The organism is Bacillus thuringiensis (assembly GCF_001182785.1).
Taxonomy (GTDB): Bacteria; Bacillota; Bacilli; order Bacillales; family Bacillaceae_G; genus Bacillus_A; species Bacillus_A thuringiensis_S.
This window is the reverse complement of the sequence record NZ_CP012099.1, coordinates 90001-102813: the sequence shown is the minus strand read 5'-3', so window position 1 is coordinate 102813 and position 12813 is coordinate 90001. Positions and strand designations below refer to the sequence as shown.

The window sequence follows — 12813 nt, the reverse complement described above, 5'->3', positions numbered from 1 at the left end:
CTACACATTCTATAATTGTACAACAAAAAAATGTGATTATCCATCTTACGAATTAAAAACCATTATTTTTTCTGTAATAATACCACTGCTTGAGAAGCAATTCCTTCTTCCCTACCTGTAAATCCTAATTTTTCTGTTGTTGTTGCCTTTACATTAATGTTATCTATAGACGTTTCTAACAGTTCACTAATACGTTTACGCATACTTTCAATATGCGGTGCCATTTTCGGCTTTTGAGCAATAATTGTACAATCTAAATTCCCTAACTCGTAACCTTGTTCACGCGCAAATGCCCAAACTTTTTGTAACAATACAGCTGAATCTGCATCTTTAAAAGCTGGGTCTGTATCTGGAAAATGCTTTCCGATATCTCCTGCTGCAATAGCACCTAAACATGCATCAGCAATCGTATGTAACAATACATCTGCATCTGAATGACCGATTAATCCTTTCTCGTGTGGAATTGTAATTCCGCCAATAATTAACGGTCTACCTTCCGCAAATTCATGCACATCAAAACCTTGTCCAATTCGAAACATTCTTTACATCCTCCTTGAGCTAAACCACTGAGCTTTATGACTCTATATTATATTGATATCCTTACAAAGAAAAGCCCGGCCATTGCCGAGCTTTCCTTTGTTATACACCATCACGGCTATTTTTTCTGAACATGAAGGAAACTTTCAGCAATTAGTAAATCCTCTGGAGTCGTCACTTTAATATTATAGTAACTCCCCTCTACCACACCTACTTGCTTACCAATGCGTTCCACGAGACTTGCATCATCTGTACCAAGAAAACAGCTCTGTTTTGCACTTCTATGAGCTTCTAGCAAAAGAGAAACAGAGAACCCTTGCGGTGTTTGTACAGCCTTAAGCTGAGATCGTTCTACCGTTTCGACAACAACACCTTGCTCTACTTTCTTAACTGTATCCTTTACTGGCACTGCACAAATGGAAGCTCCATATTTTTCTGCTGCTGTTAATACATTTTGAATCACTTTATCCGTTACGAATGGGCGCGCTCCGTCATGCACAAGAACATATTCAACATCACTCGCATGCTGAATCGCATTATATACACTATCTTGTCTTTCGGCTCCACCCTGAATAAATTGTACCTGTTTTTCAATTGGATACTTCTGCATTAATTCTTCAAAATACGGGCGTTCCTCTTCGTTAATTGCCATAACAATACTTTTGCACGCTTTATCTCCTTCAAAAGCACGTAATGTATGCACGATAATCGGTACTTCATTTATAAGTAAGAACAACTTATTTTTGCCAGCACCCATCCGCTTTCCTTGACCGGCTGCCGGAATAATTAATGTATACATATTAATAATCCTCTACCTATAATGCTTTTTCTAATAATTTACGTTTCGCGAAAATCATACGACCAGCCGATGTTTGTAATACGCTAGTAACCAGCACATTAAGTTGCGAACCTACATACTCTCTACCATCTTCTACTACAATCATCGTACCATCATCTAAGTACGCAACACCTTGGTTTTGCTCTTTACCATCTTTCACAACATAAACATTTAATTCTTCGCCAGGGAGTACAACTGGTTTAATTGCATTAGCTAAATCATTAATGTTTAACACCGTTACTCCTTGTAATTCAGAAACTTTATTTAAGTTGAAATCATTCGTTACTACAGTTCCACCGGTGATTTTTGCTAACTTTACAAGTTTGCTATCCACCTCTTGGATATCCTCGAAATCGCCTTCATAAATTTCTACCGGAATCGGCATCTCTTTTTGAATACGATTTAAAATATCTAGCCCTCTGCGACCACGATTACGCTTTAAAGCATCGGAAGAATCGGCAATATGCTGAAGCTCTTCTAATACGAATTGTGGAATCACAATTGTTCCTTCTAAAAACTTCGTTTGGCAAATATCAGCAATACGTCCATCAATAATTACACTCGTATCGAGAATTTTCCAATGAGCCGTAGATTTTTCTACCTCTATCTCTTCGTTCTCACTATTGTTTTTCTTCTTACCTCCACGTTGGGATAATGTAAATAATCCTAGCAATTCATTCCTCTTTTTAAATCCTACTTGGAATCCTAAATATCCAAGTAAAAGAGTAAAGAACACTTGCAACACCGTGCTAATAACTGGAATTGTAAATTCACGAATTGGTATTAAAATTAAATATGCAACAATAAGACCAGAGATCAACCCTAATGTACCAAATAAAACATCTGCTACAGGCGCCTTTACAAGAGCCTCTTCAATATGCTTAATAAGTTGAACAATATAATCTACAAGCCAAAATGTTGTTAAAAATAAAATAATTGCACCAATAATTGCACGAACATACGATCCTTCCAATAAAGGAACCGCACCGATGTCTAATACATTAATAACTTTTGGGATTAAGTAAATCCCTAACGCTCCCCCGATTACTAGAAAGAAGAGCTGTACGATCCGTTTTAACATCCAACCACCTCCTACTCATTATTAACCATTGTTTCGCTAATCAAAACGCCGAATGCAAAAGCGGACGTGTTTTTTTATAAATAGTTTTATTTACCAATATATCATATCATATACCAAAAATGTTCTAGTGTCGTTATATTATAGAATCAATGTAATATTCTTAATTGTGTCTACTCATATAGAGATGCTCTTGAATTCTTTTTAGGCCTTCTCGTATTTTCTTCGCCCTTACTTCTCCAATTCCTTCCACATCATCCAATTCATGAATAGTCGCACGACAAACTCCTTGCAACGTTTTGAATCGATTAATTAAATTTTCAATGATAAGTGGCGGAACACGAGAGATTTTGCTTGTAATTCGATATCCCCTTGGCGTCACACTTTCTTCTAAACTGGTTTGCCCTGGGTAGCCAAGTAATTTAACTAAATCACTATCCTCTAAAAGTTGTGTATTTGCAAGGTCCTGTAACCTTTTCAAAATTTGATGATGGTCTTGTGTTTTCTCCTGATGGTAATCTTTAATTAACAATGCTGCCTCTGCCTCTAAATCAGCTAGTAATTCTGTAAGTTGTAAACGGATTAACCTACCTTCTGTTCCTAGCTCATGAATATAGCTCAATATTTCATTTTTAATACGCAGTACCATTTCAACACTATGTAAAACGTGAACTACCTCGGACATTGTAACGACCTCTTCAAATTCTAGAATGCCCAAATTCGTAATACCATCATTCCATACAGCCTTATATTTTTCTAACGTTTGAATAGCTTGATTTGCCTTTGTTAAAATAACACCTATATCTTTTAGTGTATAACGTAAGTTCCCTTGATATAGCGTAATTACGTTACGTCTTTGTGAAATGGCCACAACAAGGCTTCCAGTCTGCTTCGCTACACGTTCTGCTGTTCGGTGACGCATACCTGTTTCAATAGAATCAATAGATGCCTCTGGAACTAACTGTGCATTCGCTATTAAAATTTTACTTCCCGTTTCATTTAAAATAAGTGCCCCGTCCATTTTTGCTAATTCATATAAACTAGCAGGAGAGAATGCACAATTAATGTGAAAACCACCATCAACAATACTTTTAATCTGCTCATTATATCCAAGAACAATTAGTCCCCCTGTTTGCGCGCGAAGTACATTATCTATCCCTTCGCGCAATGGTGTTCCTGGGGCCACGAGCTGTAAAATATTAATCATACTTTTGACACGTTGCTTATTTTCTTCCATAGCCTAGCCTCCTAATGTCAAACGAAGCGCTTCCCCTAAATTAGAAACACCTACAACCTCAATCCCATCCGGAATTGTCCATCCTCCTAAGTTTTTTCTAGGAATAATTACACGTTGAAATCCTAATTTAGCTGCTTCTTGTACACGTTGTTCAATTCTTGATACTCTTCTTATTTCTCCAGTTAATCCTACTTCTCCTATTACTGCATCAGCTGGTGCCGTAGATTTATCCCTAAAACTTGAGGCTATACTTAAAGCCACCGCTAAATCAATTGCCGGTTCGTCTAATTTCAAACCACCAGCTACTTTTAAATATGCATCTTGATTTTGCAATAGTAAACCTGTTCTTTTTTCTAATACTGCCATAATAAGCGAAACACGGTTATGATCAATTCCTGTCGCCATTCTTCGAGGATTTCCAAAACTAGTAGGGGAGATTAATGCTTGTATTTCTACTAAAACCGGTCTTGTTCCTTCCATTGAAGCAACTACTGTTGATCCTGCAACACCAACCGGCCTTTCCTCAAGGAAGATTTCAGAAGGATTTAAAACTTCCGCAAGACCAAGCTCTTTCATTTCAAAGATACCCATTTCATTCGTGGAACCAAAACGGTTCTTCACAGCTCGTAAAATACGATACGTATGGTGTCGGTCTCCTTCAAAATAAAGAACTGCATCGACCATATGTTCTAACATACGAGGTCCTGCAATTGCTCCTTCTTTTGTCACATGCCCAACAATGAAAATAGGGATTCCTTTTGTTTTTGCAAGTTTCATTAATTCTGCTGTGCATTCACGTACTTGTGCCACACTTCCTGGGGCCGACGTCACTTCAGGTAAATGTATCGTTTGAATAGAATCAATAACAACAAAAGCTGGATTCATCTCTTCAATATGTGCTGCAATACGCTGCAGGTCTGTCTCTGCTACAACAAATAGATTGCTACCCTTTACATGCAAACGATCTGCACGAAGTTTAATCTGCTTTGCCGACTCCTCACCTGATATGTATAATACATCATATGAAGAATCTGCTAATTGCGATGAAATCTGTAATAGTAATGTTGATTTTCCAATCCCAGGGTCTCCACCAATAAGTACTAAGGACCCATCTACAATTCCGCCACCAAGCACACGGTTAAACTCTTGAAATTCCGTTTCAATACGTGCCTCAGACTTTGTTTCTACTTCGGTAAGACGTCTTGGTTTTGTTACTTCCGTTTGAATTGCATTCGCGTAATTAAGGCGCCTGGATGATACAACTGGCTCCATTTCTTCAACAAGTGTATTCCATTGACCACATCCAGGACATTTACCCATATATTTTGGTGACTGATAACCACATTCTTGACATATAAATTTCGTTTTCTTTTTAGCCATACCTTTTTATAGTTCACTTCACTTTCGTCTATAAACGTTTATCCTTCTCGTACAAGAAAGAGGGCTATCGCGTAGCCCTCTTTGTTTGTCTATACTTATTTTACCTTTTCTGCACTATGAATGACAAATGATTCTCCTTCTACATCAAAGATAACTTTTTGTCCTTTCTCAATAGCACCTTTTAAAAGTTCTTCTGATAGTCTATCTTCTACATGTTTCTGAATTGCTCTACGAAGCGGACGAGCACCGTACTCACGATCAAATCCTTTATCAGCAATAGCTGAAATTGCCCCTTCTGTTAAGTGCAACTCGATTTCTTGTTCTTTTAAGCGATTCACTAACTGATTTACCATAAGAGTTACAATCTCTTGAATATGTTTTTTCTCAAGCATATGGAATACGATAATTTCATCAATACGGTTTAAGAATTCTGGACGAAATGCCTTTTTCAGCTCATCCATTACTTTACCTTTCATATCCGAATAATCACGGCTTTCATCTTGTACATTAAATCCAAGATGTTTGTTACGTTTTAACGCCTCAGCACCAACGTTAGACGTCATAATAACAATCGTATTACGGAAATCAACTGTACGTCCTTTAGAATCTGTTAAACGACCATCTTCTAATACTTGTAGTAAAATATTAAACACATCCGGATGAGCTTTCTCTACCTCATCTAATAAGACAACTGAATATGGCTTGCGACGAACTTTCTCTGTTAATTGTCCACCTTCTTCATATCCAACGTATCCTGGAGGAGAACCAACTAAACGGGAAGTAGAATGCTTCTCCATGTACTCTGACATATCGATGCGAATCATTGCATCTTCATCACCGAACATAGATTCTGCCAGTGCTCTTGCAAGTTCTGTTTTACCTACACCTGTTGGCCCTAAGAATATAAATGAACCAATTGGGCGCTTCGGATCTTTTAATCCTGCTCTTGCACGACGAACAGCTTTTGCTACAGCTACTACTGCTTCATCTTGACCAATCAAACGATCATGAAGAATGGATTCTAAATTTAATAATTTATCAGTCTCTGTTTGTGCAAGTTTAGAAACTGGGATACGCGTCCATGTAGAAACGACATTTGCAATATCTTCTACCGTAACCTCTGAATTTTCTTTTCCTTGTTGCTCTTTCCATTGACGTTTTGTATCTTCTAACTTCTCACGTAAGCGTTGCTCCATATCACGTAAGGATGCAGCCTTTTCAAATTCTTGACTTTGTACAGCTGCATCTTTTTCTTTTCGAATCTCCTCAAGCTTCACTTCAAGCTCTTTTAAGTTTGGTGGTGTTGTATAAGAACGTAAGCGAACTTTTGAAGCAGCTTCATCAATTAAATCAATTGCTTTATCCGGTAAAAAGCGATCTGTAATATAACGATCTGAAAGTTTTACAGCTGCATCAATAGCGTCATCTGTAATAGATACACGGTGATGCGCCTCATAACGATCACGTAAACCTTTCAAGATTTGAATCGATTCTTCTAAACTTGGCTCATCAACATGAATTGGTTGAAAACGTCTTTCTAAAGCCGCGTCTTTTTCAATATATTTACGATACTCATCTAAAGTTGTTGCCCCAATACATTGTAACTCTCCTCGTGCTAAAGATGGTTTCAAAATATTCGATGCATCGATTGCACCTTCTGCTCCACCTGCACCAATTAATGTATGAAGCTCATCAATAAATAGAATAATATTACCTGCTTGGCGAATTTCATCCATCACTTTCTTTAAACGATCTTCAAATTCACCGCGATATTTCGTTCCAGCTACCACTGTACCCATATCTAGTGTCATAACACGCTTATCTCTTAAAGTTTCAGGAACTTCATTATTTACAATTTGCTGTGCTAATCCTTCTGCAATTGCCGTTTTACCTACACCAGGCTCACCAATTAATACTGGGTTGTTTTTCGTTCTACGGCTTAATACCTCAATTACACGTTGAATTTCTTTACCACGTCCAATAACAGGGTCTAAGCGATTTTCACGCGCAACAACTGTTAAGTCCCTTGCTAAACTGTCAAGTGTCGGTGTATTTGCATTTGCTGCTGAACCACCTTGATGACCTGAACTAGCTTCATTACTTCCAAGAAGTTGTAAAACTTGCTGTCTTGCTTTATTTAGACTTACACCTAAATTATTTAAAACACGTGCGGCTACACCTTCACCTTCACGGATTAAACCGAGTAAAATGTGTTCTGTTCCAACGTAAGAATGGCCTAGCTTACGCGCTTCATCCATAGATAATTCAATAACCTTTTTAGCACGAGGTGTATAATGTACAGTTTGAGAAGCTTCTGTTCCACGCCCAATTAACGCTTCTACTTCTTTTTGAACTTTCTCTGGACTTAATCCAAGAGCAATTAATGCTTTTGCTGCAATTCCTTCACCTTCGCGTACAAGCCCAAGTAAAATATGTTCTGTTCCAATATTATTATGCCCAATACGAATTGCTTCCTCTTGAGATAAAGCTAATACTTTCTGTGCTCTTTCTGTAAATCTTCCAAACATCATAGAAATCGCCTCCTACTTGCGCTTAGTTTTTTTCAATACGTAATCGCTCACGGATTAAGGTTGCTCTTCGATAATCTCTTTCTTCTGGCCCTAAAGGTCCACCTGCGTATTGTTGTAAAATACCTGGTTGCGTAAGAACCATTAGCTCCGTCAAAATATTTCTCGATATACCTTTTATATATCCTAGATCAATACCAAGTCGTACATCCGATAAGCAATTAGCTGCTTCTGCAGATTGAATTAAACGACTGTTTGCTAGTATGCCGTAAGAACGATAAACCTTATCTTCAAGTTCAATACTTGAATTTTGTACAATTAATTCTCTAGCCATTTTTTCTTGCTGTATAATCTGTTGAATGACACTCTTTAAATCTGCAATAATATCTTCTTCAGACTTTCCTAGCGTCATTTGATTTGAAACTTGAAATATATTACCTAACGCTTCGCTACCTTCACCGTATATTCCTCTTACTACTAACCCTAATTTTTGAATTACTTGTATAATACGGCTAATTCTTTTTGTTAAAACCAGTCCCGGTAAATGAATCATCACAGAAGCTCTCAACCCTGTGCCAACATTAGTAGGACAACTCGTAATATATCCAAGTGATTCATCAAAAGCGTATTCAACTTCTTTCTCAATCCAATTATCTATTTGATTGGCACTTTGAAGCGCCTCCGATAACTGTAATCCTGAAAATAGGCACTGAATCCGAATATGGTCTTCTTCATTAAGCATAACACTAATATGCTCACTTTCTGATAGTAGACATGCTCCATATTCTGTCCCTGCAAGATTTGGACTAATTAAATGCTTTTCGACTAAAACTCTCCTTTGAAGAGGGGTTAATTCATTCATCTTTAATAGTCCAAACTCCCCAAAGGATCCTACCGCTTTATTTATAAATTTCTTTTTAAATAATTCATGAATCTGTTTAGCTTCTTCTTCGTTTTGCATAGTGGAAAATTGATATTGTTTAAAATTACGAGCCAAACGAATTCGACTACTTAAAACAATATCAGAATCAGGGCCATCCCCCTTCATCCATGGACTAATTGCTTCGTTCATAATTTTGTCCAGTGACATAGAACTATTCCCCCTCTCTATGCTCACTAAGCTGTATTTCAAGACCTCGAATCTTATCTCTTACCTCTGCAGCTTTCTCAAATTCCTCTTTCTGTACGTATTGTTTCAGAATGAGTTTTAGTTCATCTAATTCTTTCTTTAAGTGGATATTTCCTTCTATACGCTCCGGAATTTTTCCACAATGATCTGTATGCCCACCGTGAAGGCGTTTTAATAATGGCTTTAAATGCTCCTTAAATGTATCGTAACAAGAAGAACAGCCAAAACGTCCAACTTTTGTAAATTGTTCATATGTCATCTTACAATCTGGACACCTTACTATATCTGCATTTGAAAATCCATTTTTTCCTTCTTCAAACATTGTTGATTCACCGTGTAATAAACCAGCAAATAAATCATGAAATGAAAAGTTAGACTGCGATGATTGAAAGAAAGACGTATAGCCACTTTGCTCTGCACATTGCTCACAAAGATGAACTTCCGCCTTCTTCTCGTTAATTACTTTTGTATAATGTAAAGTTGCTGGTCTTATGTTACAGTTTTGACAAGTCATCACTATCCCCACCTTTACAACAGAAACGCTCTATCTCATGGTACTTTTCATACATTACTAGATTGTTCGCTTTCCTGAATCCGTTTAAATAAAAGTGCATGTTCTTTTTCAAAACTTCTACAATATTTAACTGCTTTATCTTAGTTATCAATCTTTTACAAAAGTTATATTTATTTATATTTCAGTGTTCTTAACATTGCGCATAATATTCGAGCCCTAAGTTCATCTCGAGAAGGAACATCCATTGATAATACAGAACGGTCTATTACACTTAACATCAGTTTCGCTTCACGATTTGTTATGATTCCCTCTTCTATTAAACGTATAATCATACTTTCTGCATTCCCTTGCGCAACGCTATGATCAATCATATGAAGCATTTGATCAATAATGTCTATATCATCATGCAGCTTGACTTTTATAATGCGAATGTAACCTCCTCCACCACGTTTACTTTCTACTACAAATCCTCTTTCTAACGTAAAACGGGTATTGATTACATAATTGATTTGAGATGGTACGCACTCGAATCGATCCGCAATCTCATTTCTCTTGATTTCAATCACATTATTATTACTTAAGTCAATAACTTGCTTTAGATATTGCTCAATGATATCAGATATATTTCTCATTTATCCGCCACCTTTATTGACTTTGACTATCTTTGACTTTAATTATATACGTATTAATAAAATTTGCAACTCTTTTGCTTATTCACTATCCTAGCCACATTCCCCTGTATTTAATCAAAATATAAATACTTTAAACACATTTTTTATTACTATGGATTATAAAATAAAACACGAAAAAACACGAGTCATTTGACTCGTGTTTTAGTTGCTTGGCGACGTCCTACTCTCACAGGGACAAGGTCCCAACTACCATCGGCGCTAGAGAGCTTAACTTCCGTGTTCGGTATGGGAACGGGTGTGACCTCTCTGCCATCATCACCAAACTATGAAGGCATATTCCTTCAAAACTAGATAACATTGCTACATATTATATGGTTAAGTCCTCGATCTATTAGTATTCGTCAGCTCCACATGTCACCATGCTTCCACCTCGAACCTATCAACCTGATCATCTTTCAGGGATCTTACTAGCTTACGCTATGGGAAATCTCATCTTGAGGGGGGCTTCATGCTTAGATGCTTTCAGCACTTATCCCTTCCGCACATAGCTACCCAGCTATGCCCTTGGCAGAACAACTGGTACACCAGCGGTGCGTCCATCCCGGTCCTCTCGTACTAAGGACAGCTCCTCTCAAATTTCCTACGCCCACGACGGATAGGGACCGAACTGTCTCACGACGTTCTGAACCCAGCTCGCGTACCGCTTTAATGGGCGAACAGCCCAACCCTTGGGACCGACTACAGCCCCAGGATGCGATGAGCCGACATCGAGGTGCCAAACCTCCCCGTCGATGTGGACTCTTGGGGGAGATAAGCCTGTTATCCCCGGGGTAGCTTTTATCCGTTGAGCGATGGCCCTTCCATGCGGAACCACCGGATCACTAAGCCCGACTTTCGTCCCTGCTCGACTTGTAGGTCTCGCAGTCAAGCTCCCTTATGCCTTTGCACTCTACGAATGATTTCCAACCATTCTGAGGGAACCTTTGGGCGCCTCCGTTACACTTTAGGAGGCGACCGCCCCAGTCAAACTGCCCACCTGACACTGTCTCCCGGGTCGATAAGACCCGTAGGTTAGAATTTCAATACAGTCAGGGCGGTATCCCACCAGCGCCTCCACCGAAGCTAGCGCTCCGGTTTCAATGGCTCCCGCCTATCCTGTACAAACTGTACCAAAATTCAATATCAGGCTACAGTAAAGCTCCACGGGGTCTTTCCGTCCTGTCGCGGGTAACCTGCATCTTCACAGGTACTATAATTTCACCGAGTCTCTGGTTGAGACAGTGCCCAAATCGTTACACCTTTCGTGCGGGTCGGAACTTACCCGACAAGGAATTTCGCTACCTTAGGACCGTTATAGTTACGGCCGCCGTTTACTGGGGCTTCAGTTCAGAGCTTCGCTTACGCTAACCCCTCTCCTTAACCTTCCAGCACCGGGCAGGTGTCACCCCCTATACTTCGCCTTACGGCTTCGCAGAGAGCTGTGTTTTTGCTAAACAGTCGCTTGGGCCTATTCACTGCGGCTTTCCGTTAAGAAAGCACCCCTTCTCCCGAAGTTACGGGGTCATTTTGCCGAGTTCCTTAACCAGAGTTCTCTCGCACACCTTAGGATTCTCTCCTCGCCTACCTGTGTCGGTTTGCGGTACAGGCACCTTTTATCTCGCTAGAAGCTTTTCTTGGCAGCGGGGAATCAAAGACTTCGCTCCATAAGGAGCTTCCCCATCACAGCTCAGCCTTCACGATAAGCGGATTTGCCTACTTATCAGCCTAACTGCTTGGACGTGCACAACCAATCGCACGCTTCTTCTATCCTTCTGCGTCCCTCCATTGCTCAAACGATAAAGAGGTGGTACAGGAATATCAACCTGTTGTCCATCGCCTACGCCTGTCGGCCTCGGCTTAGGTCCTGACTAACCCTGAGCGGACGAGCCTTCCTCAGGAAACCTTAGGCATTCGGTGGACGGGATTCTCACCCGTCTTTCGCTACTCATACCGGCATTCTCACTTCTAAGCGCTCCACCAGTCCTTCCGGTCTGACTTCACTGCACTTAGAACGCTCCCCTACCACTGATACCATTGGTATCAATTCGCAGCTTCGGTGGTGTATTTAGCCCCGGTACATTTTCGGCGCAGAGTCACTCGACTAGTGAGCTATTACGCACTCTTTAAATGGTGGCTGCTTCTAAGCCAACATCCTAGTTGTCTAAGCAACTCCACATCCTTTTCCACTTAATACACACTTTGGGACCTTAGCTGGCGATCTGGGCTGTTTCCCTCTTGACTACGGATCTTATCACTCGCAGTCTGACTCCTAAGGATAAGTCATTGGCATTCGGAGTTTGACTGAATTCGGTAATCCGATGAGGACCCCTAGTTCAATCAGTGCTCTACCTCCAAGACTCTTACACTTAAGGCTAGCCCTAAAGCTATTTCGGGGAGAACCAGCTATCTCCAGGTTCGATTGGAATTTCTCCGCTACCCACACCTCATCCCCGCACTTTTCAACGTGCGTGGGTTCGGGCCTCCATTCAGTGTTACCTGAACTTCACCCTGGACATGGGTAGATCACCTGGTTTCGGGTCTACGACCACGTACTAAACGCCCTATTCAGACTCGCTTTCGCTGCGGCTCCGCCTCTTCAGCTTAACCTCGCACGGGATCGTAACTCGCCGGTTCATTCTACAAAAGGCACGCCATCACCCATTAACGGGCTCTGACTATTTGTAGGCACACGGTTTCAGGATCTCTTTCACTCCCCTTCCGGGGTGCTTTTCACCTTTCCCTCACGGTACTGGTTCACTATCGATCACTAGGGAGTATTTAGCCTTGGGAGATGGTCCTCCCAGATTCCGACGGAATTTCACGTGTTCCGCCGTACTCAGGATACATTCAAGAGAGAACGAAGTTTCGACTACGGGGTTGTTACCCTCTACGACGGACCTT

At 40.0% G+C, this 12813-nt stretch carries 9 protein-coding genes and 2 rRNA genes (1 of these 11 only partly in view); all 11 read right to left on the bottom strand.

Annotated features, from left to right (window positions below; translation table 11 throughout):
• Window positions 1-62 precede the first annotated feature (62 nt).
• Window positions 63-539: a 2-C-methyl-D-erythritol 2,4-cyclodiphosphate synthase gene (gene ispF, locus AC241_RS00550; protein WP_050842392.1), complete on the bottom strand. Its 477-nt coding sequence runs from the start codon at window positions 537-539 to the stop codon at window positions 63-65.
• Between the two features lie 116 nt (window positions 540-655).
• Window positions 656-1336, bottom strand: coding sequence for a 2-C-methyl-D-erythritol 4-phosphate cytidylyltransferase (ispD, locus tag AC241_RS00545; protein ID WP_016084031.1), 681 nt, complete (start codon window positions 1334-1336; stop codon window positions 656-658).
• A 16-nt stretch (window positions 1337-1352) separates the two neighbouring features.
• Window positions 1353-2456: a PIN/TRAM domain-containing protein gene (locus tag AC241_RS00540; protein WP_050842390.1), complete on the bottom strand. Its 1104-nt coding sequence runs from the start codon at window positions 2454-2456 to the stop codon at window positions 1353-1355.
• A gap of 160 nt (window positions 2457-2616) precedes the next feature.
• Window positions 2617-3690, bottom strand: coding sequence for a DNA integrity scanning diadenylate cyclase DisA (disA, locus tag AC241_RS00535; protein WP_016084033.1), 1074 nt, complete (start codon window positions 3688-3690; stop codon window positions 2617-2619).
• 3 nt (window positions 3691-3693) lie between these two features.
• Window positions 3694-5070 carry a DNA repair protein RadA gene (gene radA / locus AC241_RS00530; RefSeq protein WP_016084034.1) on the bottom strand — a complete coding sequence of 459 codons (1377 nt, stop codon included), beginning with the start codon at window positions 5068-5070 and terminating at the stop codon, window positions 3694-3696.
• 95 nt (window positions 5071-5165) lie between these two features.
• Window positions 5166-7601, bottom strand: a complete 2436-nt coding sequence (gene clpC, locus AC241_RS00525) for an ATP-dependent protease ATP-binding subunit ClpC (RefSeq protein WP_016084035.1) — start codon at window positions 7599-7601, stop codon at window positions 5166-5168.
• Window positions 7602-7623: 22 nt separating this feature from the next.
• Complete coding sequence (locus AC241_RS00520) at window positions 7624-8688, bottom strand: protein-arginine kinase McsB (RefSeq protein ID WP_000050837.1); 1065 nt, start codon at window positions 8686-8688, stop codon at window positions 7624-7626.
• Window positions 8689-8692: 4 nt separating this feature from the next.
• Window positions 8693-9241: a protein-arginine kinase activator protein McsA gene (locus tag AC241_RS00515; RefSeq protein WP_016084037.1), complete on the bottom strand. Its 549-nt coding sequence runs from the start codon at window positions 9239-9241 to the stop codon at window positions 8693-8695.
• A 170-nt stretch (window positions 9242-9411) separates the two neighbouring features.
• Entirely contained in the window at window positions 9412-9873 is a 462-nt protein-coding gene (ctsR, locus tag AC241_RS00510; RefSeq protein WP_001244560.1) for a transcriptional regulator CtsR, read from the bottom strand.
• A gap of 207 nt (window positions 9874-10080) precedes the next feature.
• Window positions 10081-10196: ribosomal RNA gene (gene rrf, locus AC241_RS00505) — 5S ribosomal RNA — on the bottom strand.
• A 48-nt stretch (window positions 10197-10244) separates the two neighbouring features.
• Window positions 10245-12813: ribosomal RNA gene (locus AC241_RS00500) — 23S ribosomal RNA — on the bottom strand (it continues 353 nt past the right edge of the window).